The following is a 23,955-nucleotide window of genomic DNA, read 5'->3' as shown; positions in this document are numbered from 1 at the left end:
GCCAAAGCCCACCGCACGCACGACGGCGCAGGCTCAATGGGTGTTAAGCCGGTAATGCTAACGGCGGCGGCAAGGACCCCTGGGGCGGCTACCGTCAGGGCTTCACCGGCAAGACCGAATTCAAACTGAAAGACTTCGGTATCGACTACGACCTGGGCCCGGCGTCCCAGACCGTGGAAATGATCCTGGACGTGGAAGGCATCCGCCAGTAAGCATTTGATTGCCGTCTCACAGGATAAAAAAACCCGGCCTCAGAGCCGGGTTCTTTTTTTCAGGCAAGAAAGTGGTGGATGCGCTGCGCTTATCCACCCTACAGGTATGGAGAGTTCTCTATGTAGGGTGGATAAGCGCAGCGCATCCACCGATTTGCCACTATGCGTTTGCAGTACGCCTTACCGGCTCCCGCGCCAGAAAGTGGCCAACGGCAAAAACCACAAGCCCCATCAGAATACCCGGCATGCCCTCGTAGATATGCGCATGCCAGCCCAGCCAGCGCCAGATCAACGCAGTGGCAAGGCCCAGCACACTCATCGCAACCGCGAGCCTCTGGGACGGTTTACCGCCTGCGGCAAGCACCATCAACAGCGGCGCGAAGGCGGAAGCCAGGGCGGACCAGCTCATCACTACCAGGCTGAAGACACTCTGCTTGTTGAGCAGCGCCCAGGCCACCGCTGCCGCGGTAATACCCAGTGTGGCAACTTTCAACAGGCGGGTGTTCTCGGTGCGCTGGGGCAGGATGTCGTGGGTGAGTGCGGCCGAGCAGCTCAGTATTAACGAATCGGCGGTGGACATGGTGGCCGCGAAAATGCCCGCGAGAATCAGCCCCACAAAGACCGGCGAAAGTAGTTCCATCGCCATCATCGGCAACGCCAGCTCCGCATCAAACGTGCCCGGGTCGCTGAGCAGGATGCGCGACAGCATGCCCACGGCGGTGGCCATGAAATAGAAAATGGTGAACCACAGGTAGTACCAGCAGCGCGCCTGTACCATGCGCCCCACATCATCCAGCGCCATAAAGCGCACCATCACATGAGGCTGGCCGACAACGGAAATACCCGCGAACAGCCAGCTGAGCGCAAACAGCACACCACCGGCCAGCCCCGGCAACAGCAAATCCTGCGGATACCAGTTGAGGAAGCCTTCCACCTGCCCCATCTGCTGCCACGCGGCGCTCAGGCCGCCTACAGACTGGGTCGCCACGAACAGCAGCAGCCCCATGGCGACCACCATCACCAGCGACTGGGCGGCGTCTGTCCAGATGGACGCGCGAATACCGCCCGCCAGGCAATAGGCCGCGACGATCACACCACCGATGACCGCGCCACTCCAGATCGGCAGGTCCAGCACCACGTACAGGGCCTTGCTGCCGGCCACCAGCTGGGCGCTGGCATAGGCGAGTAGAAAGAGCAGGGAGAGAATACCAGCCAGCTTCTGCCAGCCACCGAAACGGGTGCCCTGCCAGCAGGCGAGCACCCCGGCGTAACTGGATTCACCACTGCGTTTGGCGGCCTCGCGCAGGTTTTTGTGCATCCACAGGGAGCCGAGAAAGTCCCCGAGAATCCAGCCCAGCATCAGCCAGATGGAGGCCAGGCCGGTGGCGTAGGTGTAGCCGATCACACCGATAAACATGTAGCCACTATTGTTGGTGGCCACCGCTGAAAGCCCCACCAGCATGGGAGAAACATCCTGGCTCGCCAGATAGTAATCCTGCTTGGTACCGCGGCTCTTGCGGTAGGAGCTGATACCTACGGCAGCAAACAGGCAAAGAAACAGCAAAAAGCTAATCAGCACGGTCGGGCCCCTCGGATTGGTTGGTCACGGGTTATTGTTTGTTTTTTGTTCTTTTGGAATGGATACAGCCGTTCATTTTTTTATTCTGATGGCCGGCGACCAGCGCCGGCACAATCACTGCGTATCGTCGGCCCGAGGGGCATTCTCCGGCTGAATGCCCATCAGGGTGGCGAACTCCTCGGATTCGTAGAGTCCATTGAACGCGGAGTCTTCCAGTGCCTCGTCGCGATACGCCATGGAAATATCCAGTGCTTTTCGCAAATAGCCGATGGCCTCTTCCCACTGCTCCAAATACGCATAGGCACAGGCCAACTGGTAGTAGGCGTTACCGTTCTGGCTGTCGATCTGCAGCGCCTGCAGACACAGGTTGATGGCCCACTGGGGTTCGTCCAGTTCCAGTACCGCATCCGCCTTGTAGGTCAGCGCTTCGCCGTCGTCCTTGCGCAAATTCAGAATCTGGTCGTAGACGGCGATCTTGCCGGTGGGAGTCTGTTCCCTGCCGGCGCGCAACCACAGGGAGTGAATTTCCTGGGTCAGCTCGATCTCATCCCGGTTGTGTTCGATATGCTGGGTCTTTTCCGACAGCTGCTCCTCAATGCTGCGCAGGCGCTCCTCGTACTGTTCCACCAGGCTGGAAATTTCCTGGTTGGCGAGGGTGTGCACCTTTTCTTTCACATCACGAATGGATGTCCAGCCCATAATCACCAGCAAGGAACTGAAGCCGGCAATCAGGTAGAAGAAGTAGGTAATGGTATCGGTGGCGTAGGTAATCGCCTTGTCGGCGGCACTTAACTGCCGGTCCACGATGTTCTCGGTGAGCGATACCTTCTGCGCCGCCATGTCCACGCGCAGCTGTTTCAATTCATCCAGCACATAGCGTTCGATGAACGGCGAATACAGCGGCTTGTCGATTTTGTCGGCGGCCTCGGCGACCTTGTCCAGCTCGGCGATTTTCTGCTGGTTTTCAGCCTTTTCCTCCTCGCTGATGACCGGCGGCGGCACATCCGCGCTTTCCTGCGCCAGCACCACGTTGCCTGGGAAAAACCCACTGGCCACAACCAACACTGCCGCCAGCAAAGCTGGCGGCAGTCGCGAAGAAAGGCGCAACATCAGGCCGCGCATATGGCGTCGCCATGTTCGTGCACTTCTACCAATGCTGCGTGCAGGCTTTTTACCGCGCTTTCGTAATCGCTTTCGTCGATCACAAACTGCATGTCTACCTGACGCATAGACTGGTGCACCGCGAGAATACTGATGCCGGAGTTGGCCAGCGCGCTCACCGCGCGGGACAGCATGCCCGAGATTTTCATATCGCTACCAATAGCGGAAACAACCGCCACCTTGCGCACCTGAATGTCGCAGTCCGGGAACAACTCGCCAATCGCCTTTTTAATACGCTTGACGGTTTTCAGGTTATTGCTCAAGTAGTGCGTAATGGTATTGGCGTTTGTATCTTTGGTTACCACGCTGCCCTTGAAGCGCGCGATAATCTCATTGATCGCCCGGTCGTAGCTGGTCATGCTGCCCATCATATCCTGATCGAAACATTCAACAGCATAGATGTTTTTACGCCCCGCGATGATTTCCACCTGTGGCGTGTCGCTTACATAGTCGCCTGTAACCAGAGTACCGCGATGCTCGGGCTCAAAGGTATTCATCACGCGCAGGGGTATTTCCTGCTGGCGCAATCCTTTGGCAGCGCGCGGGTGAATCGCTTCCATCCCCAGATTGGCAAGCTGGTCCGCCACGTCGTAGTTGGTGCGACCGATGGGCACCGCGTGCTCCTCGCCCACCAGACGGGGGTCGGCGCTGCTCAGGTGGTATTCCTTGTGGATGATGGCTTCGCTGGCACCGGTCATCACGGCGATACGGCTAAAGGTCATTTCGCTGTAGCCGCGCGCAAAGGTTTTCATCAGGCCTTCGGCGGTGTGCGCATAGCCGGTGGCGATGGGCAGTTCGTTGTCGAAATCCACATCCGCAAAAGCGCGTTCGATGCGCTCATCCAGGGTGCGGTGTTCGCCATCGCGCCAGCCGGTCAGGTCCACAAAACGGGCGTTGATCCCCTCCTGCTTCAGCAGCTGCGCCATATTCCAGGCACTGTGCGCTTCACCCAGGCTGGCGAGCATTTCACTCACCACGTCCAGGTGTCCTTCCAGGGCAAAGTGGCCGTGCTGACACACCCGCTCCAGGTCCGCCAGGCAGTTGGCCGCATCGTCCAGGCGCTCGCCAATAAAGCCGTTGGCCTTGGCCAGGGTGATTTCGTCGCTGAACAGCTTTCCGTTGATTTCTTCCATGCTGGCGCGCAGGCCCGCTACAGCGTCGGACCATTCACGCTCATCGTCCGCGCCGGCGAACAGGGCAAACACCCCGGGGCGGCCGGATTTTTTATGCTCCAGCAGCATGTCGGTAATGCCGCCGTAGGCAGAAACCACGAAAACACGCCGATACAGCCCTTCTGTTTTCGCCTTGCCGTTTTTCAGAATGATGTTGTCGCGTACTGCACGGTAGTCGCTCATGGACGTACCGCCGATTTTTTCAACCGTATGTGCTTTCATGGGATCCTTGCGTTGACCGTTTTTGAGTTCAAGATTAGGAGTGCGGCTACTTTTCTTGCCCGGTTCACTGCTGTCCGAGGTCAAATAGTCCCGCGTGGTGCTCCAAAACTCCGCTGCTTTGTTGTGCATAGGGATGATGTGATCGGCCGAATTATTTTTCGTCCTTCACCTCTTCCGCTTCCAGCTCATACGCACCTTCCGCATTGTGCACTTCCTTGCCATGCAGGGGCGGGTTGAACACACAAGCCATCTTCATTTCGGTCTTTGCTTTCAGCACATGCTTATCGTGCTTATCCAGGATATAAATGGTGCCCGGCGTGATCTCATGCACTACGCCATCGGCTTCCGCCATGACCGAACCTTCACCGGAAATGCAGTACACCGATTCCAGGTGGTTCTGGTAATGCAGGTTCAGGTTCGCCCCCTCATAAATGGTCGTGATATGGAACGAGAAGCCCATATTGTCATTTTTCAGCAGCAGGCGGGTGCTTTCCCAGCCTTCTGACACGATACGACGGTTGGATTGTTCTGCTTCTTGCAGCTTTCTTACGATCATTACTTACTCTACTTGCAATCTTGAATTCAGGTCTTGAAATGGGCGGCCCGCTGCCTCACGCAGGAACAGCGGCCGCCGGTCGGTGTGGCGCGTATCAGGCAGCGCCGGCCAGCGGTGCCGGCTGCTCGGCATCTTCTGCGAAGAAGTCGTGCTCTTCCGGCACATCTTCACCTTTCAGCACTTTGGCAACCGCGGCTTCCACAATATCCAGTGCCTTGGTCAGGTTTTCATCGCTGATGGTCAGCGGGCACAGGGTTTTCACCACATGGTCGTCGGCGCCACTGGTTTCAATCACCAGGCCATTGCGGAAGGCTTCGGTGGTGATCTTGTCGGCCAGCTCGCCGCTCACGCAGTTGAGGCCGCGGAACATGCCGCGACCGCGGGTGGTCATGTTGCCGTCGCCATACTGGTCAACGATCTTCTGCAGGCGCTGCTCGATGTAGTCGCCCTTGCGCTTCACTTCCTTGGCAAACTTGTCATCGCTCCAGAAGTGATCGATGGCCGCCTTGGCGGTAACAAACGCGAGGTTGTTGCCGCGGAAGGTGCCGTTGTGCTCGCCCGGCTTCCACTGGTCCAGCTCCGGCTTCATCAGTACTACCGCAAACGGCAGGCCGTAACCACTCAGGGACTTGGACAGGGTAACGATGTCCGGATCGATGCCGGCTTCTTCAAAACTGAAGTAGCTGCCGGTACGGCCACAGCCCGCCTGGATGTCGTCGACAATCAGCAGTACGTCGTGCTTTTTGCACACGTCCTGCAGGTTGCGCAGCCACTCAACGCTGGCCGCATTGATACCGCCCTCGCCCTGTACGGTTTCCACCAGTACGGCCGCCGGGTGGTCCACACCGCTGGAGGAATCGCTCAGCACCTTGTCGAGGTACGCGGTGGTGTCCATGTCGTCACCCAGGTAACCGTCGTACGGCATGCGTGCCACACCGCTCATGCTCACGCCAGAGGCACCGCGATGGTGGGAGTTACCAGTGGCAGACAGCGCGCCCAGGCTGCAGCCGTGGAAGCCGTTGGTGAAGGAAATAATGTTTTCGCGGCCTTTGTACTTGCGCGCGATCTTCAGTGCAGCTTCCACCGCATTGGTGCCGGTGGGGCCGGTGAACTGCATGATGTAGGTCATGTCACGGGGCTTCAGGATGTGCTCGTAGAACGACTCCAGAAACTCACGCTTGGCCTTGGTGTGCAGGTCCAGGCCGTGGGTAATACCGTCCTGCTCGATGTATTCCAGCAGCGCTTTTTTGAAGATCGGGTTGTTGTGCCCGTAGTTCAGGGTGCCGGCACCGGCGAGGAAGTCCAGGTACTGGTTGCCTTCCTCGTCGTACAGGTACTCGCCCTGCGCCTTATTAAAAACCCGCGGGAAAGCGCGGGCGTAGCTCATTACTTCAGATTCGATTTCGTCAAATACTTTCATTTTGGCAACCCTTTTCTAATGGTTGAGTAAAAACATAAATGGAAACAGGTAAACGGAATGTGGAGGCATAGCGGCAACCGCTCAGAGGGCCGTCTCCTCACGCGCGACCGGCGCAAACGGCCCGATGCGCAACAGCATCTCGCTGTCGTGCTGGCCATTGAAGTGCCGCTCGCGGTCGAACATCACCGAGTCGGAACACGCCGCACCGAGCTTGCGCGCCAGGCTGCGGAACAGTGCCCAGGAGGCATCGTTGTCCGGCGTAATCGTGGTTTCGAGGTGGCTGACCGCCCGGCAGGCGGGGCGGGAGAGAATCTCTCGCAGCATGCGGCCGGCAAGGCCCATACCGCGCCCGTTTTCCGCCACCGCGACCTGCCAGATAAACAGGGTGTCGGGGCGATCGGGAATGAGGTAACCGGAAATAAATCCCAGTAGCTCGCCATCGCGCTCCGCGGCCACACTGGTGGCGGCGAAATGGCTGGCCTGCAACAGGTTGCAGTAAAGAGAGTTGGTATCCAGAGGGGGGCAGTTGCCAATCAGCTGGTGCACCCGCGCACCGTCTTCACTGACCGGACGGCGCAGCTGGACTTGCTCACCCTGCTCGGTGGCCTCCTTGTGCTGCGCCCCCTGCACCTTGTCGTCTATAGCGTCGTCTTCTTTTTGCTCGCTCGTAGCGCTCAAACCAATACCTTTAGTCATCAAATTGTTAGAACACGATCAAACTTCTGCCACAAAGCCGAGTTTGCCTGTGGCGCCCTCTTTTTCGTATAAAGTTTGACCTTTGCAGCAAAAAAATATTTACTGCTCTAAATATTTAAATCCATAGTACTCTAAACATTCTTGAGGGCGCAAGACCAAGCCTTATGCAATTTGATCAGAACGCGGCCAATTTCGACGCCAGCGAAGAAACCCAGAATGGTGCGCAGGCCGCGCCAGTAAAGGGCTCACGCACCATCAGGGGGCGCCAAAAACCCCCTGCAGGAACGCCGGAAAAGGTTGCGCGAAACTCAACGCAAAAACCGACTAAAGATTCAAAAACCGGTTTTCGCGGGGCGCCTGAAGACAGGACAGAAGACGAAACAGAACACACAGCAATTGACAAAAACGGAACAGAACCCAAAATCGGCCGCGGGCAAATAAGCCGTCGCGCCTGTCACCCCGATTTCGAGAGCCTGCTGCTGATGGACAAAATTGAAGAAGTATTGATTACCCTGCGCCGCCTGATCCGCGCCACCGACCTGCATTCCAAGCAGCTGGTCAAAACCGCCGGCCTCACCGCGCCGCAACTATTGCTGCTGCAGGCCATCCGCGAGCAGGGCCAGGTCACCATCGGCGCCCTGGCCAAGGAAATCAGCCTCAGCCAGGCCACGGTCACCACCATCCTCGACCGGCTGGAGAAGCGTGGCCTGGTGTACCGGGAGCGCTCCCTGGAAGACAAGCGCAAGGTGCACGCCTACCTCACCGATAAAGGGGCCGACATCATCCGCGATGCCCCCACGCCTCTGCAGGAGCACTTCGTCAAACAATTCCGCGATCTGCGGGAGTGGGAGCAATCCATGATCATCTCCTCCCTGCAGCGAGTGGCCCTGATGATGGACGCCGAGCACATCGACGCCTCCCCGGTGCTGGATGTGGGCGAGCTGGACCGCAAAGACAGCCGCAACCTCCCCACAAACGACGACAATAAAGACCCGGACCGGTAGACCAGAGGGCCGACACCCGCCCGCCGACGGCACTCTCTACCTGGTACGCTGGTGCAAGATTTTGCGCATTTAGCAACAAGTCGCATCCAATCGTTGCATTCGTTCCACAGTCCGGTATAACTACGGCAACAACACTAAAGTGGACGCTCGCCCATGACGGCAACGGCCACAGACTCAAGACAGCGGCGAACGCTCTGCTGCGGCAAACCAAAAAGAGAGGTGGACCACCCTGCTACGGCAGGCGCGCGGTGTACCACCCAAGGCCGCAGAAACGCTCCGGCAATAACAATCGGCCCGCGCCAATCTGCTGCTAACAGCGGATATCAGCGCGTCAGCTGTGCACATGGCTGTGCCCGGCGAGAACCACTCCGGCCGCCCTGTTCTTGATCATTTCTGTACACCAGTCCGCTGGCAGTTCTAACGCGAGATCGTTGGCGACGAGGTACAGCTTGTTTTAGGGAAGGGACCAGTCATGGCCAGCTTGCAACATCCGGATCAGGATCAACCCGTCTACCTGATGGCCCACCACACCATTGGCCGCCGCCAGGGGGTTGCCGATACGCGCATCACTCTGCCTGAAATCTCCGGCATTCACGCAGCCGTCCAGTGGACCGGCAGCCACTGGATCATTCGCGACCTCAGCCGCAACGGTACCTGGGTCAACGGGCAGCAGCTCATCCCCGCCAAGAACCAGCCGCTCAATATCGGCGACGTGCTTACCTTCGGTCGCGCCACCAACCCGGCCTGGAAGGTGGAAAACCTCGACCCGCCGGAAAACCTGCTGATCGACATCCACACCGGTGAAGGTATGCCGTTGGAGTCCTACCACCTGCTGCCCGACGAGCACGACCCCATTGCCAGCCTGCATTTCAACCCGGTGAACGGGGTGTGGGTCTACGAACTGATTGAGGGGCCAGAGCACGGCGAAAGCGCCAGGGTCGTCCATCACAACAGCCGCATCGACTGTGCCCACAGCAGCTGGACACTGTTCCTCGCCGCTAGCCAGAGCACCACCACCGAGCTCTCGTTCAAGAACCTGTGTGTCTCCGACTTCCGCCTGCGCTTTACCGTGAGCCATCACGAAGAGCATGTGCAACTACAGCTGGCCAAAGACGACATGCGCCTCGACCTGGCAGCGCGCACCCATAACTACCTGCTGCTGTACTTGGCGCGTGCGCGCATCCGCGACATTCAGCGCAATGTAGACGCGCCCGATCAGGGCTGGGTGGCCATTGATCTCGCCACCCGCGAGCTGGGTATCACGGTCAACCACCTGAACACCCAGATATTCCGCGCGCGCAAACAGATTGCCGACAGCCTGCCCGATGCCATCGATACCTCGCGGCTGGTAGAGCGGCGCGCGTATGAAATGCGCCTGGGTGGCTACATGCTGGATATTTTCAAGGGATCACAGAAAGAAGAGCTCGAAGCCAGCACCGGTGAGTACGCCTTAGCACCCGAGCCCGCCTGAGCCCAAATGTTCAGGCCATAGCCGAACACACTAGAGCCGAACACACTCGCGCACGGACTTCGCGATACACGACCGGGCCCGCACCAGCAGGCCTCCTAATCCACGGACGGCGGTTTACCCGTAGATTTATTACCGCAGTCAGTAACATGCAACCAGAGCAGCTTCCTTTCTACATCGGCCACTACCACGCCACCGCCCGGCTCGGCTCCGGCGGCATGGGTGTGGTTTACCTGGCCACCGACGAGCGCCTGAACCGCAAGGTGGCCATCAAGAAGCTGCTGCGCAATCCCAACAGTAGCAACGCCAGCGAGCGTATCCGCCGCGAAGCACTGCTGCTCGCCCAGCTCAATCACAGCAATATCGTGCAACTCTACGATGTGGTGGAAGACCCGAGCGGTATCGCCCTGGTGATGGAGTATGTGGACGGCTGCAGCCTCGACCGCTGGCAGCGGGAACGCGACCTGGACCTGTCGCAAAAACTGCAACTGCTCAAGCAGGTATGTGCCGGCCTCGCCCGCGCCCACAGCGCCGGCATCATCCACCGGGACCTGAAAGCAGAAAATATCCTGGTGGACAGCGACGGCACCATCAAAATCACCGATTTTGGCATTGCCAAAAACTGGCACGAAGACAGTGGCCTCACCCGCGAGCAGCATGTGGCCGGCAGCTGGGGCGCCATGTCGCCGGAGCAAGCCCAGGGCAAACCCCTGGACAACCGCAGCGACCTGTTTGCCCTCGGCGTTGTGGCCTATCGCCTGCTGTGCGGGCAGAGCCCCTTCGGCGACAACAGCAGCCCCTATGTGACGGTTGATCGCATTGTTAAAAGCCCGCACCCACCGGCCAGCAAGCTGGCCCCGGAACTGCCCCAGGCCGCCAGCGATCTGCTCGACCGCCTGCTGGCGAAGCAGCCGCAACAGCGCCCACTGAACGCCACCGAAGTGGCTGCCGAGCTGGAATCCCTGTTGCAACAGCTGCGCGGTAGCGACACCCGATTTAGTCGCTCCCACAGTCGCACCCAGAGTCGCACCCACAGCCTCACCGCCACAGTAACCGCCGAGGACTACTTCCGCCGGTCCCACCGCCGCCCCCTGGCCCGCAGGGCCCTGGGCGCACTCGCGGTCTGCGCTGTCGGTATTGCGGCGATCGCCGGCGTCTCCCTATATTCAGCGCCCGCCGAGTCCCAGAAAGGCCGCTACATTGCGGTTCTGGAACCGGATGTACGCGGGCAGGCCATGTCCCATGACCAGCGCCTGCTGGCGGGCAATGTGCAAAATGCGCTCAAACAGGGGCTGTCTGCCCGTCGCGGGCTGCACCTCATTTCCTATTCCGAGTCGCGCAAACTGGCCGGGCAACCCCTCGCCAACCAGGCCAAATCCCTCAACGCGGATTTGCTGCTGCTCCCGGATATGGACTGCCAGGGGCGCAGCTGCGAACTGTCACTGGAACTACTCGACAGCACCACCCTGTCGGTCATCGGCAGCCAGAGCACCCGCCTGGTAATGGACGAAGGGCTGGAAAGCCGCGCGCGCACCCTGCACCAGCTGGATGCCCTGCTGACGGACTACCCGGCACAGGCCCTCAGCAGCTCCGCGCAGATCGACGACGAGGATTACCTCACCTACCTGGAAATCTACCAGCGCCGCGACGATTACCTGCACCTGGGGTCGCTGCTGGACCGGCTCGACGCACTGCAGCAGCGGGCGCCGGGGTTCGCTCCGCTGTACGAACTGTACGCAGAAATGGTCATAGACCACGACTTCAACACCCGCGCTGCAGAGGCCGATGAACGCCTAGCAGCGCTGCTGCAACGAGCCCCCGAGCGGCTGAACGAAGCCCCGGAAATCCTGATCAGCGAATTGAGCCTCGCGATCATGCTCGGCGACATCGGCCGGGCAGAAAGCCTACTGGAAAAGCTCAAGCTGACCCTGCCGGACAAAGCCACCTACCACCAGTTCAGCGCCGTCTATCACCAGGCACAGGGCGACTACCGCCGCGCCCTGCACAGCATCGACCAGGCTCTCGCCCTGCGTACCAGCTACGCCTACCTGGGCCAGAAGGCCCTGAACCTCACCCTCGACGGCGACATGCCCGCCGCCAACGAGGTACTCCGGCAGGCCATTGCCCTCAACCCGGAATCCATCGAGGCCATCTCGCTGCTGGCCGCCAACATGCTCGACGGAGGCCAGCCCACCGAAACCATCCGCCTGCTGATGGAGGTTGGTCTCGACCGCATCGGGCCTATGGACACCTACAACCTGTGCCTCGCCTACTACATCGAGAAGCAGTACGCGCAGTCGCAAACCTGCTTCCAGCGGGTCTCCGAGCTGGCCCCCAAAGACGCCTCCCCGCTGCTGTACCGCGCCGAAATCGCCCGCGAACAACAGCAGCCCGAGCGCGCCCAGGCACTGGCCCGGCAGGCGCTGGCGCTCACCCAGCAACGCAACGACTGGGAAGGCCTGCTGATGCAGGCCCGCGCCTACGCCGAGCTCGGCAACGGCGAGCAGGCGGTAGAAAACCTGCTCAAGATTCGCCGCGATGCCCCGGACGACCTCTACACCAATTACGCCCGCGCCCAGGTGTACATCACCACCGGCGACCTGCTCTCCGCCAAGGCGCACATTCGCAAAACCCTGCAGCAGGGCATCTCGCCCATCTGGTATTGCACCGCACGGTTTGTCAAAATCTGCAACATTCCCGCGTTCAACGACCTCCGGCAGCAATATCCCGGGTTGTGCCGCAGCGGGGAGCACAACAACACAGCGGGTGATTCCCAGATCGCCCGCGGCGACGAGACCAGCGCGAATCTGTAACGGCACCCGGCCCGCACCGATGCCCCGCGGCTCGTCAACGCCCAGGCCAGGGGTATCGGCCGGGCGCACAATCAGGCTCTAACAAGAAGAAAACGCGCAGATGGACATTGCAGACCCCGAGGTTACGCAGCACAAGGCCGCCCCCAACACCCGTATCGGCAGCGACCGCTACCGCATCCGGAGCACCCTGGGCGCCGGCGGCATGGGTGTGGTCTACCTGGCCGACGACCTCAAACTGCACCGCCAGGTGGCGATCAAAAAGCTGAAAGACGACGCCGCCAGCCAGAACGCCCGCGACCGTATCCAGCAGGAAGCCCGTTTATTAGCCCAGCTCAACCACCCCAATATTGTCGCCCTGCACGATGTGCTGGAAGACAACGGCAGTGTTGCGCTGGTGATGGAATATATCGAGGGCACCACCCTGCGCGCCTGGATGCGCGAGCGCAGCCCCAGCCTGCAACAGAAACTCAGCCTGCTGATGCAGATCTGCCTGGGCCTGAGCGAAGCCCACAGCCTCGGCATCATTCACCGCGACCTAAAGTCCGACAATATTCTGATTGCGGAAAACGCCAAGGGCGAGCCGGTGGCCAAGATCACCGACTTCGGTATCGCCAAATCCCAGCAGCTGGATGAGAAAACCTTAACGGCAGAAAACCAGCTCGCCGGCACCATCACCGCCATGTCGCCGGAGCAGATCCTCGGCAAAACTCTGGATGCCCGCAGCGACCTGTTCAGCCTCGGCACTATTGCGTTTGAGCTGCTCACCGGCAGCCGCCCCTTCGGCAAAAACGACATCGGCGCTCTGGCCATGGCCAACCGCGTCACCAACGACCCGCACACCCCGCCGGCACAAGCGTGGGCGGATATCCCCGAGCCGCTGGCGATTTTGCTGGATAAACTGCTCGCCAAAGACCCGGCCCAACGCCCCGAGAGCGCGCAGATCGTGTATCAGGGTTTTGCCCTGCTGCACAAACAGGGACTGGAGACCGGCAGCGAAGACTACACCGCCACCCTCACCGACCTGTTTACCCAGCAGAAAGTCAAAAGCCGCCGCCGCTGGCAGCGGGCACTGGCCGGCGTGGCCGCTGCCTTTGTGCTGGGAGTGGGAAGCTACTGGGGCTGGAAGGAAATCACCCGGCTGGAGCCGCAGTATATTGCGGTGATGCCGGTGGAGATTAATGGCGAAATCCGTGGCGAGGAGAATGCCAAGGCGCTGACCCGGACTATGGTGCGGCAGGCGTTGATGAATTCGGTTTCGCAGTTGAAGGCGAGTGCGCTGGTGAGTTTTACCCCAGAAGAGGGGCAGGATTTCGACGACCAGCTGCAGGCCCTGCGGAACAAGGGGGTAACCGATGCGCTTGTTGCGCAACTGGAGTGCGCGCAAACGCGCTGTGAAATAGCACTACAGAGAATTGGGCCGGCGGATAGTCAAATCAAGCAGCAGAGTAGTTTTGCGTTTTTGGCGGATAAGCGGCAGGAAGCGGGATATCGGATTGCCAATAGCATGGCAGCTTTGTTTCCCCAGGATTACTCAAACAAAACTGGCAAGCAGGTCGTAATGTCGGATAAAGACTATAACGACTACCTGAATATCGCCGCACGCCTTGAGAGTAAGGACAACTCGGTCGATGACCTAAATCGTCTGGAGAAACTATTAAACTCCTACCCTCAAAATCCGACTCTCTATAAGGCCTATACACAGGTCGCAACGGACTTGTTCGTACTGACAGGCGAGGAGACTCACATCCAGTCTGGGCTAGATATGCTAAGAGTAGCTGAGGGCAGAGGAATAGATCCGTCCTTAACGCTTGAACTGGAGCTATGGTTGCGCAGCTACAGCACAGAAAAAACTCAGTTCGACGAACTACTCGCAAAAATAGACGAGCAGCAAACCCCCTCTTCAGAGCTAATGGCCAAATATGCACGATTTCTCTATATGCAGGGGGATTATGAGGCAGGGCTACATTACGCCCAGGAAGCAGCAGAACTTAATCCATCCGCTGACAACCTTTACTTGATTGCCCTGAACCAGATAGCTAGCGGAAGCTACGATGATGGACGCATCACCCTTAACGAAACAATTACAGCCTTTCCGGAGCACTGGTCCTCATATTCAGCATTGGGCGTGATTGAACTGGAAAGCGGCAACCTGGATGCCGCAGAATTTGCCATTACTTCCATTCCTGAGAACCTTCGTGGCTGGCGCACCATGATGAATTTAGGCACAGCTCAGTTTTTAATGGGGAATTTTAGTGCTGCTTTAAACGAATTTGAGGAGGTACTAAAAATTGTCCCAGACTCTGTACAAGCTATAGAACAAACAGCTGAAATACATTTGGCACTCAACGACCAGACCAGGGCAACAAAGAAATTTTCGAAAGTTATTTCATTGACAGAAAACAAAGATGACGCTGAACTCAAATACTATCGATCACTTGCTCTAGCTAACTCGGATCGACTAGATGAGGCGCTATCGCTTATTACGCAGCTATTGATCGAGTCACCAGAAGACACTTTTGTGCAGTATGCGGCAGCACAAATTTACGCAATGTCTGGCGAATGGAGGTCATCAAACTTGTATATATCCAAGCTACTGCAGCAAGGGATGAGTGCAGAATGGTTTAAACTACCAGTTCTTCAGCGACTCTGCACTCAACCCCAAGCTTCCCTAAAGGTAAAATCAGCTATCTGCGACTGATTATTGTGGCTCGAGCACAGTACGCGGATCGGCGGACAACACCTCGTTTCCACTTGTATCTTCAGCCACCCATTTGAAAGAGAAGGCATTTTCAGTCTGCTTGTTCGCCTTCAGCACCATCTTCAGCTGCTGCGCATTCTGGCTGTCGACCTTGCAGCTGGAGATCCCTTCGTCACCATCATTGACCACATCGTAGATATTGATACCGTCGACATTGCCAGCCAGCTTCTTGAACACCAGGTCGCTATTGACCATCTGAATGGTCAGCTCGGCCTTGCCGGACTTACCGACGCCACCGCTCTTCACCCCGTCAAACTTCACACAGATGGTGTCCCACTCATCACCATTGTCGTCCTTAAGAATCCACTTCTGGTCGGCGCCGGTGGGCTCCAGGGTGAAGTTCATTTCCACTTTGCCCTGCGCGGGCACTTCAATGCAGGCTTCTACCGCTTCGGTTGCTTCGGTCATCTTTCTATCCTGTAAATTATGACTATTTTCCCTGCAAACCGCCCAGGGTGATCGTTGGTCTTGAAACATTGATACAAACGCAGACTCAGAACGAGAACTGCGTCACACAGCTTACTGCAATCGCTTGGCATTTTTCTACACAAAGTTGCACAGATTTTTTGCCAAAAAAAACCGGCAGCAAGCAAGCTTACTGCCGGTGATAAACAGATGGTCCCAGCCATCTACGGTTACAACAACACTATCAAGAGCGAAATGAGGCATCCTTGCCTCTGTCAGACCCTTCCACTATCCCGGCTTCCTAGGCTCTGTGGTTGCCGGGCCGGCCTGACGGTTCAGCTTGCGCCGAAGTCTTCCTGATTTATCACCCATCTCCTAGGCTCTGCGGCGATGGGCAACTACCAATCCTTTGGTAAATTGGTCGAGGGGCGCTGTACCGGAGCCGGTGCGGAAAGCAATTCCGTCGCTTTCCTCGTGCCACCTTCCATGATGGTCACCGTTACCGGGGTGTCTGCAATCCACCTTGCCGCGGCTCCCGTGAGGGCCGGGCATCGCGTCCCCCTCAACCTTGTAGCGCACTGTACGGATTTCGCCATTACAGGTCGATCACACGCCATTACACGCTATTACACGCCAGCCGCCGCCACCGCCGTCGCCGCTATTCACTACACTTAGCCACCGGGCTTTCTATTATTGTCGGGATGCCCGCGGCTTGTTGTGCCTGTTGTTGCGCCATTGGCTATCCCGTAACATCAAGCGCCGTTTCGCCCACAAATCAATCAGTGCCGACTATACGATGTTGAAACCTTTGACGGGCCTGATCGCCCTGCTGTTGCTCACCTTTGCCAGCGTTTCCCAATCCCAGAGTTACGAGCAGCTGTACAGCGACTACCGCGGCAGCCTGTATCAGATCCGCCTGATCGAGCTGTCGTCCAATTCCAAGGCGGGGCTGGGTTCCGGGTTCCAGATCTCCACCGATGGCCTGATTGCCACCAATTACCATGTGGTGTCCGAGGCGGTGCACGACCCGGACAAGTACACGCTCAAGTACCTGTCGGTGGATGGCAAGGAAGGCGAGCTGGAGCTGCTGGATGTGGATGTGGTCAACGACCTGGCCATCCTGCGGCAAAAAGGTGCCTCGGGCAGTGACTTCCTGCGCCTGGCGTCGCAATCACCCAGCAAGGGCGAGACCATTGTCTCCATGGGCAACCCGCTGGACCTGGGCATGACCATTGTGCCCGGCACCTATAACGGTATTGCCGGCGGCAGCTTTTACGACCGCATTCATTTTTCCGGCTCGATCAATCCCGGCATGAGTGGTGGCCCGGTAATCAACCGCAAGGGCGAAGTGGTGGGCATTAATGTGGCCACCGCCGGCAACCAGATCAGTTTCCTGGTGCCGGTGGACAAGCTGGTGGCACTGCTGCTGGATTACAAAAAAGAGGCCTCCGACGACAACGGCGCGCTGGAGCTGCAACCGGTGATTACCCGCCAGCTGCACAAAAACCAGCAGCGCATTATCGACCAGATACTCGAAGCCGACTGGCAGCTGCGTCCGCTGGGGGATGCGCTGGTGGTCGGGGAAATTGTGCCGTCCATCCAGTGCTGGGGAAATTCCACCGACGATGAGGACGACCCCATCAAACAGGTGGCCAAGGGCTGCACCGGCCAGGATGTGGTGTACCTGTCGGAAGACTTTGATACCGGCCGGGTGGAATACGAATTCTTCTGGCTGGAGGCCGACGACGACCTGCGCTCATCGCGCTTTTACAGTGCCTACGAAGAGAACATGGGCGGGTTTTTCCCCGGCAACAGCGCCGGCGAAGACGATGTGACCAACTTCAACTGCAAGCAGCAGTTCACCCAGCACCCCCGAAATGGCCATGGCGCTGCCAAGCCAACGGGCGACCAGCAAGCCCAGCAGAACAACGAACCGGCAACGCCCCCCAAAGCCACCGGCAAGCGCGACCCGGTGATTGCGCGCACCTCGTACTGTGTGCGCCGCTACAAGGATTACCCGGATCTGTACGATGTGTTCTACGTGAGCCTCACGGTGGACCAGGATAACCGCGCGCTGGTAAGCCACTTTACCCTGTCGGGGTTTACCCAGGAGTCGGCCACGGCCTTTACCCAGAAGTTTGCGAGCGAAATCCAATGGCACTGATTATCGAAGAAATCAATCGTGTCCACCGGGTGGGTGCGCGCTATCGACTGGATGGCGAGCGCGCCACCATCGGCCGCTGTTACGACAACGCGGTGATGGTGGAAGACCCACATGTGGATGCGGTGCACGCGGAAGTGGTGCGCGATGAAGACGGCTGCTATGTGCTGCGCGACCTGGGCAGCCTGAACGGCATCCGCCTGTTGCGCAATTTCCGCGACAAGTCGGTCAAGCCCACCAATATCCGCGAGCACCTGATCGAAAGTGGGGACGAGATTCAGGTGGGCAAAAGCCGCCTGCGTTTTATCGATACCGACATGAGTGTGCCCCCGGCCATTCCGCTGCATTCGGCGGAAACCATATTCGACCGGCTGGCAACGCCGCCGGTGGCCGTGGCTCTGTGCGTGCTGGTGGCGGCGCTGAGCCTGTGGATGGCCTACATCTCCAGCACCAGCGAATTCAAGTGGACCGGCGCGGTGCAGGTGATTACCGACGCGGTGATCGGCCTGCTCATTTACGCCGCGGCCTGGGCGTTTATCGGCAAGGTGGTGAAGCACGAATCGCACTTTCTGGCGCACCTGTCTATCGCCGCCGCTGCGGCGCTGATCTACGCCGCCTGGCAATGGTTTGCCACCCTGCTCAATTTCAACTTTACCCTGCACCAGGTAATGCCGCTGTTGAACATTCTCGCCCTGGCCATTCTGATCCCGGTAATGCTGTGGTGTGCCGCCTACCTGGCGCTGAATATCGCGCCGCACTGGCGGCTGGTGGCGTCGATCCTGCTGCCGTGGTGTTTCCTCGGTTTTGTGGCGGCGGTGGAGATCGGCAAGGTGGGTGAATTCACCGGCGCGCCGGAGGTATCCAAGGAGCTGAAGTCCAAGGATTTCCTGTGGCGCAAACCGGAACCACTGGACGATTTCCTCGCCAGTACGCCGGCGCTGTTCGATATTTCCATTGAGGAGTCGGACAACAAACGCGGAAAGTCGTCGAAAAAATCATCTGCCGAGGGCGATCTGGATATTCAGGGCGAATAGCCGTCGAAGTCTGCGCCCACTCCGCTTAAAATCTCCCACCGCCGGGCTCGCCGCCTCCCCGTTTCCCGACCAGGTGCCCGGCCAAGGAGTGACAGCATGAGCGATCAAACGAAGGATCAGGCCCACGGCAATCCGTTCTGGAGCCCCGCCGTAGCGCAACTTCAGCCCTACGTGCCCGGCGAGCAGCCGAAAACCACTGCCCGCCTGATTAAACTCAACACCAACGAGAGCCCCTACCCGCCATCGCCCAGGGCGCAGGCGGTGTTGAAGGAAGAGGGCCTGGCGAGCCACCTGCGCCTGTATCCGGACCCGGAATCCACCGAGCTGCGCGAGACCATCGCCACCCAGTTTGACCTGTCGCCAGAGCAGGTGTTTGTGGGCAATGGCTCCGACGAGGTGCTGGCGCACGCGTTTTACAGTTTCTTCAAGCGCCCGCAGCCGCTGCTGTTTCCGGATATCACCTACAGCTTTTATCCGGTGTACTGCCAGTTCTACGACATTACGCCGCAGACCCTGCCGCTGCGCGAAGACTTTTCCATCGCGGTGGAAGACTACGGTGTCGATAACGCCGGCGGTGTGATTCTGCCCAACCCCAACGCGCCAACCGGCCGCTACCTGCCGCTGGCGGAAATCGAGAAGCTGCTGCAGCTGCACCCCGAACGAGTGGTGGTGATCGATGAGGCGTATATTGATTTTGGCGGGGAGAGTGCCGTGGCGCTGATCGACCGCTACCCGAACCTGCTGGTGGTGCACACGCTGTCGAAGTCCCACGCGCTGGCGGGTTTACGCCTGGGTTATGCGATGGGCCAGGCGCACCTGATCGAGGCCCTGAACCGGGCGAAGAACTCGTTTAATTCCTACCCCATCGATGGCATCGCGCAAAAAGTGGCGACCGCGGCCATTGCGGATCAGGCGTGGCTGACCGACAACTGCGCCAAAGTGATAGCCACCCGAGAGTGGACCTGCATGCAGCTGGACGACCTCGGTTTCGACATCGTCCCGTCCACCGCCAACTTTATTTTGGCCAAGCCGCCGAAGCTCGCCGCCGAGGATTTATTCAAGGCCCTGCGCGAGCGCAACATCATCGTGCGCTACTTCAACAAGCCGCGGATTAGTGAGTACTTGCGTATCAGCATTGGTACGGATGAAGAGATGCAGGCGCTAGTGGCGGCTTGTCGGGAAGTGTTATAGCTCTCTCCAGTATTTCATCCTCAATCCAGTTGGTAACGAATTGGTTAGTTCTGAAGGCTTGGATGGCCGGGGCTCTCTCGCTAGACCTTCACCGCCATGGATGGCGGTGCAGAGCCCCCAGGGATGGGTGCACGGCGTGTCTAGCGAGAGAGCACCGGCCAGCCAAGCCGCCCCTCAATAGCCAACAACCACCAAAAACCACGAAAGCGGATGCTTCCACAGAACCGTTGAGTGGAACCTCTATAATTTCCCGACCACTAATACCAAAATCGACGCAATTGCTGTAACCATGTCGCCAAACGCCCAACTCGTTTCTCGAATTCTCGCCACAGCCCTCTGCCTGGCTGCGAGCTTTCCCGCCTTCGCCCAGAATCCCTGGGAGGCGGTGAAAAGGCCCTCCAATCAACTGCCCGCCAGTATCGGTGGCTACAGCAATGGCTGCCTGAGTGGGGCGGAGAAGATGCCGCTGCGCGGGGACGGATTCCAGCTGGTGCGCACCGGCCGCGACCGGCATTACGGCAATCCGTACCTGGTGGAGTTCCTCAAGGACTTCGCCAATGCGGTGGACGAGCAGGATCTGGGGCGGCTGCAAATCGGCGATATGTCGATGGCCCGCGGCGGGCCGTTCAGCAGTGGGCACCAGAGCCACCAGCAGGGGCTGGATGCGGATATCTGGTTTTCCCAGGACCGGCGCGCCGCGGAGCGACCACTCACGCCCTGGGAGCGCGACAATATTCCTGCGGTACCCATGGCGGACGCGCGCAAGCACGTGTTGCTGGAAAAAAACTGGGACCCGCGCATCCCCGGCATTCTGCGTATCGCGTCGGAAGATCCGCGTGTCGCACGCATCTTCGTGCACCCCACCATCAAGCGGAAAATGTGCGATATTGCTGGCAGCGATAACGCGTGGCTGCGCAAGGTGCGGCCCTGGTGGGGACACAACTACCACTTCCATGTGCGACTAAACTGCCCGCCAGAAGACAAAAATTGTAAACCCCAGCCCAAAGTGCGCGGCAAACCCTGCGGTGGGGGTCTGGACTGGTGGTTTAGCGATGAGTTTTACGCCATCCTGAACGATACAAGGCCCAAGAAACCGGAGAAGCCCAAGAAGCCGGTGATGCCCGCGCAGTGTACCCAGGTATTGACCGCGCCAGCCGCGGTAACCCCCGGCCAGTAGCGTTAACCGTTCCAACCAGATTGATGAGAGCCCGATGAGCAACCAGGCCCCGACCGATATCCATGTACTGCTTATTTGTGGCGGAGGTGGCAGTGAGCACGATGTGTCCCTGCGCACCGCCGACTTTATCCAGCGGGAACTGGCCAGTGCGCCGGACATCCGCCTTACCCGCGTGACTATGGACGCCGACGGCCGCTTGCTGGACGACCAGGGCCAGCTGCAGGAGCTGCGCTCCGACCGGTTGCTGTACAGTGCCACCGGCAGCGCGCAACCGGTGCATTATGTGATTCCCTCCATTCACGGTTATCCCGGTGAGACTGGCGACCTGCAGTCGCAGCTGGACATTCTCGGCCTGCCCTATTTCGGCTGCGGCTCCGAGGCGAGCAAGATCTGCTTCAACAAGATCACCACTAAGTTGTGGCTGACGGCGTTGGGCATCGACAACACCCCCTACCAGTTCCTGTGCGCGAATACCCCCGGAGAAGTCGCCAAGGCGCGGGATGCATTGCAAAAGTGGGGCAGCGTGTTCGTGAAGGCCTCCAATCAGGGCTCTTCGGTGGGTTGCTACAAGGTCAGCAGTGAAGATGCACTGGCGGAGGCGCTGCAGGAGGCGTTTGCCCTGTCGCCTTATGTGTTGGTGGAAAAGTGCCTGAAGGTGCGCGAGCTGGAGGTGGCCGCGTACACCTACGAGGGCGAGCTGGTAATCACGCCCCCCGGCGAGGTGTGTGCGCCCACGGATACGTTTTACAGTTACGAGGAAAAGTACGCTGAAGGCAGCCGCGCGCAGACCCATGTGGTGGCGGAGGGTTTGTCTGAGGCGCAGCTGGGATGGATTCACGAGGCGTCCAAACGGGCGTTCGTGGGTTTACAGTTGAAGGACCTGTCGCGGATTGATTTCTTCCTGACCGATGATGGGGAGATTTATCTGAATGAGGTGAATACCTTCCCTGGAATGACCCCTATCTCCATGTTCCCGAAGATGTTGCAGAACCAGGGGCATGATTTTTCGGAGTATCTTGCCGCGCTGATACGTGGAGCGCTGGGCTGAGTCAGTAAACGCTCTGCCGTCCTCGGGGCCGGCTCACGCTATGTCGCTTAATGCACTGTCGCGTCAGCAGACAGAGAGTGCAATACGTGATGGGCTGCCTCGGGATTGCTCGAAAAAGGGGCATACTGTAGTCGTGCACTTGGCTCGCCGGGTCTGGCCTCAAAAATCACTATGCCCTCTTTTATCGTCTGGACCACCTTTAGCTCGGCAAGTTCTTCGGGCGCGATAGCCGTGGGGTCCTCCGACAGCACAACGAAATCGGCTAATTTGCCCACTTCGATTGACCCCTTTTCATTCTCTTCAAGGTGCTGCCACGCGGGCCAGATTGTCATGGCCTTCAATGCCGTTTCCACATCCACGCGCTGATCCGGCCCGAGAATATACCCACTGCGCGTGCGGCGGTTCACTGTAGCATCGAGCACGCGCATGCTGTTGGGTAAGGCAACCGGCGCATCATGGTGCGTACCAAACATCAGCCCGCGCTGACGAATCCACCCGGTAGGGGAGATATTTTCGGCCACTTCCGGGCCAACGGTATGCTCCCGATGCCAATCTCCCCAGTAATAGGTATGCATGGGAAACACCGACTGGAAAACACCCAGCTCTTTGAAGCTATCTACCTGATCCTCACGCTGAAACTGGCCGTGCACCAGCACGGGTCGGTTACCCGGATCACCATACTTTTCTCGCGCGTTCCTGAACGCAGCGATCAACATATCAGAGGCGCCTTCACCATTGGAATGCACGAGAATCTGGAGGCCGTGCTCAAAACACCAATTCACGGCCTCTTGCAGCTGCTCCTGATTGATTGCGGCGTAGCCCTTGTAACCTTCTGGGTAATTTCCTACCGGGTCATAGTAGGGGCGATCCCGCAGTGCGGTAAAACCCTGCGGTGATCCATCGATCGTCAATTTGCAGCCCCCTACCCGTACATTATCGACATACTCCCTTGAAACACTCTGCTTGATAAAATCACGCCCTTCCAGCACGTCTGGAAACGCCACCACATCAATGGGAATATCGCCATCGGCAGCAGCTTTTTGGAGCGCCTTGAACGCCGCTTTCGATGAGCGGCCGTCTTGCCCTGTCGTATAACCAAACTGGGCCCACAGCTTGCTGCCCGCACGAGCAAAAGCCACCAACCCCTCGTCTCCCAACTGCCCCAGTAGCGGCGCCAAGACCGAGAAGAACGCATATTCCTCAAGGACGCCATTAGGCTCACCATTTTCACCGCGTTGGATCACACCGCCTGCTGGTGGTTTGGAATCCTTGTTAATGCCTGCCAATTCCAGCGCCTTTGAATTCGCCACCCCGAGGTGCCCTGACTGATGCACGATGAGTACTGGCACGTCGAGAGCGACTTCATCAAGGTCCGCTCGTGTAGGGTGGCGCAGCTCTTTTAACTGCGCATTGTCATATCCGAAGCCAATAATCATATTGGTGGCGGCAACAGCTTCTGCATTTTCTTCAGCCCACTGCTTGAGCGCACGCTTTAACGAGGCGATATCAGTAACTTCACCGTCCGGTGACGGAAGCAGGTTCGCCGAGAGCGCCTGTAAACCACCGAACACAACATGCCCGTGACTGTCTACAAACCCCGGCACCATTGCCCTCCCCATCAAATCAAACACTTCGGTTCCACTGCCCTTGTGTTCCGCTATATCCGCCGCGCTGCCCACCGCGATAATGCGCCCATCTTTTACTGCCACCGCATCTGCCCGGGGTTGCTTCTCGTCCATTGTCAGAATCGGCCCGCCCGAATAAATTGTGTCGGCAACCGTGGACGGTTTATCAGGGGTTTCTGCCGCGCACGCGATTAACACACACGCAGCAAGAGACATACCGAGGTAGCTTTTCATGACAGGCTCAATCGTTCAG

The 23,955-nt window shown here is 58.6% G+C and carries 17 protein-coding genes and 1 pseudogene; 10 read left to right on the top strand and 8 right to left on the bottom strand.

Annotated elements, in window-relative coordinates; translation table 11 throughout:
* Positions 1-62: 62 nt before the first annotated feature.
* A pseudogene (locus tag JF535_RS17045) lies at positions 63-212 on the top strand (YceI family protein); the annotation flags it as partial.
* 160 nt (positions 213-372) lie between these two features.
* Here the strand turns inward: JF535_RS17045 and JF535_RS05305 are convergent.
* The 6 genes from JF535_RS05305 to ectA all read right to left on the bottom strand — a co-directional run bounded on the left by JF535_RS05305 (position 373) and on the right by ectA (position 7,000).
* A complete protein-coding gene (locus tag JF535_RS05305) occupies positions 373-1,791 on the bottom strand; it encodes a sodium:solute symporter family transporter (RefSeq protein WP_206999872.1) in 1,419 nt (472 codons plus the stop codon).
* Between the two features lie 114 nt (positions 1,792-1,905).
* Positions 1,906-2,901: a tetratricopeptide repeat protein gene (locus JF535_RS05300; protein ID WP_242523597.1), complete on the bottom strand. Its 996-nt coding sequence runs from the start codon at positions 2,899-2,901 to the stop codon at positions 1,906-1,908.
* Positions 2,901-4,346 carry an aspartate kinase gene (locus JF535_RS05295; protein ID WP_206999870.1) on the bottom strand — a complete coding sequence of 482 codons (1,446 nt, stop codon included), beginning with the start codon at positions 4,344-4,346 and terminating at the stop codon, positions 2,901-2,903. Before JF535_RS05295 ends, JF535_RS05300 begins: the two co-directional genes overlap by 1 nt.
* 151 nt (positions 4,347-4,497) lie before the next feature.
* Positions 4,498-4,902 carry an ectoine synthase gene (locus JF535_RS05290; protein ID WP_066961533.1) on the bottom strand — a complete coding sequence of 135 codons (405 nt, stop codon included), beginning with the start codon at positions 4,900-4,902 and terminating at the stop codon, positions 4,498-4,500.
* 94 nt (positions 4,903-4,996) lie between these two features.
* Positions 4,997-6,322: a diaminobutyrate--2-oxoglutarate transaminase gene (gene ectB / locus JF535_RS05285; RefSeq protein ID WP_206999868.1), complete on the bottom strand. Its 1,326-nt coding sequence runs from the start codon at positions 6,320-6,322 to the stop codon at positions 4,997-4,999.
* Positions 6,323-6,403: 81 nt separating this feature from the next.
* Positions 6,404-7,000 (bottom strand): diaminobutyrate acetyltransferase, encoded by a 597-nt coding sequence (gene ectA, locus JF535_RS05280; protein WP_242523596.1) that lies wholly within the window; start codon positions 6,998-7,000, stop codon positions 6,404-6,406.
* 500 nt (positions 7,001-7,500) lie between these two features.
* On the opposite strand from ectA, the gene JF535_RS05275 reads away from it, so the two are divergent.
* The 4 genes from JF535_RS05275 (at position 7,501) to JF535_RS05260 (ending at position 15,001) form a co-directional block, all read left to right on the top strand.
* Entirely contained in the window at positions 7,501-8,022 is a 522-nt protein-coding gene (locus tag JF535_RS05275; RefSeq protein WP_206999863.1) for a MarR family winged helix-turn-helix transcriptional regulator, read from the top strand.
* Between the two features lie 472 nt (positions 8,023-8,494).
* On the top strand, positions 8,495-9,493 hold the full coding sequence (locus JF535_RS05270; RefSeq protein WP_206999861.1) for an FHA domain-containing protein: 999 nt from the start codon (positions 8,495-8,497) through the stop codon (positions 9,491-9,493).
* Between the two features lie 146 nt (positions 9,494-9,639).
* Positions 9,640-12,303, top strand: coding sequence for a serine/threonine-protein kinase (locus JF535_RS05265; RefSeq protein ID WP_206999859.1), 2,664 nt, complete (start codon positions 9,640-9,642; stop codon positions 12,301-12,303).
* Positions 12,304-12,403: 100 nt separating this feature from the next.
* Positions 12,404-15,001 (top strand): serine/threonine-protein kinase, encoded by a 2,598-nt coding sequence (locus tag JF535_RS05260; RefSeq protein WP_206999857.1) that lies wholly within the window; start codon positions 12,404-12,406, stop codon positions 14,999-15,001.
* Here JF535_RS05260 and JF535_RS05255 read toward each other — a convergent pair whose 3' ends face one another.
* Positions 15,002-15,469: a hypothetical protein gene (locus JF535_RS05255; RefSeq protein ID WP_206999855.1), complete on the bottom strand. Its 468-nt coding sequence runs from the start codon at positions 15,467-15,469 to the stop codon at positions 15,002-15,004. It lies immediately after the preceding gene.
* A gap of 793 nt (positions 15,470-16,262) precedes the next feature.
* Here JF535_RS05255 and JF535_RS05250 point away from each other — a divergent pair.
* The 5 genes from JF535_RS05250 (at position 16,263) to JF535_RS05230 (ending at position 22,077) form a co-directional block, all read left to right on the top strand.
* Positions 16,263-17,630: a S1C family serine protease gene (locus JF535_RS05250; protein WP_206999853.1), complete on the top strand. Its 1,368-nt coding sequence runs from the start codon at positions 16,263-16,265 to the stop codon at positions 17,628-17,630.
* A complete protein-coding gene (locus tag JF535_RS05245) occupies positions 17,621-18,661 on the top strand; it encodes an FHA domain-containing protein (protein WP_206999850.1) in 1,041 nt (346 codons plus the stop codon). The genes JF535_RS05250 and JF535_RS05245 overlap by 10 nt, the downstream gene beginning before the upstream one ends.
* Before the next feature lie 96 nt (positions 18,662-18,757).
* Complete coding sequence (hisC, locus tag JF535_RS05240; protein ID WP_206999848.1) at positions 18,758-19,852, top strand: histidinol-phosphate transaminase; 1,095 nt, start codon at positions 18,758-18,760, stop codon at positions 19,850-19,852.
* A gap of 289 nt (positions 19,853-20,141) precedes the next feature.
* Positions 20,142-21,029 carry a penicillin-insensitive murein endopeptidase gene (mepA, locus tag JF535_RS05235; RefSeq protein WP_206999846.1) on the top strand — a complete coding sequence of 296 codons (888 nt, stop codon included), beginning with the start codon at positions 20,142-20,144 and terminating at the stop codon, positions 21,027-21,029.
* Between the two features lie 34 nt (positions 21,030-21,063).
* Positions 21,064-22,077 (top strand): D-alanine--D-alanine ligase, encoded by a 1,014-nt coding sequence (locus tag JF535_RS05230; protein WP_206999844.1) that lies wholly within the window; start codon positions 21,064-21,066, stop codon positions 22,075-22,077.
* 47 nt (positions 22,078-22,124) lie between these two features.
* On the opposite strand, the gene JF535_RS05225 is transcribed toward JF535_RS05230, so the two are convergent.
* Positions 22,125-23,936 carry an amidohydrolase gene (locus JF535_RS05225; RefSeq protein ID WP_242523595.1) on the bottom strand — a complete coding sequence of 604 codons (1,812 nt, stop codon included), beginning with the start codon at positions 23,934-23,936 and terminating at the stop codon, positions 22,125-22,127.
* Between the last annotated feature and the right edge of the window lie 19 nt (positions 23,937-23,955).

Source organism: Microbulbifer salipaludis (assembly GCF_017303155.1).
GTDB lineage: Bacteria > Pseudomonadota > Gammaproteobacteria > Pseudomonadales > Cellvibrionaceae > Microbulbifer > Microbulbifer salipaludis.
This window is presented reverse-complemented; position numbering and strand designations above follow the sequence as displayed.